The following is a 237-nucleotide window of genomic DNA, read 5'->3' on the forward strand; positions in this document are numbered from 1 at the left end:
AACATTCCGCGCGGGATTTTGGAGTTCAGGCTTAGCAGCACACCAGAACTCGCTATCCGAGACTTAAAGATAATTCTTTATTGCAAAACGAGCGGAAGAGCTACTCTTTCTGCCTTAGCTCTGGGTGAGATGGGCTACGTCAATGTGTCTTCTATCGCTGGAGGCTTTGATGCTTGGGTAGCAGAGGCTAAGGCAGTCGCTACGCCAAGCCTCCCTGCGTTTGAATAGTCGCAGATC

At 50.2% G+C, this 237-nt stretch carries 1 protein-coding gene; it reads left to right on the plus strand.

What is annotated here, in order from left to right:
* On the plus strand, nucleotides 1–228 hold a 228-nt coding region (locus AC3XQU_RS24830), incomplete at its 5' end, for a rhodanese-like domain-containing protein (RefSeq protein ID WP_489876755.1).
* Nucleotides 229–237: the final 9 nt, after the last annotated feature.

The organism is Telluria sp. AZSoR62, assembly GCF_058111565.1.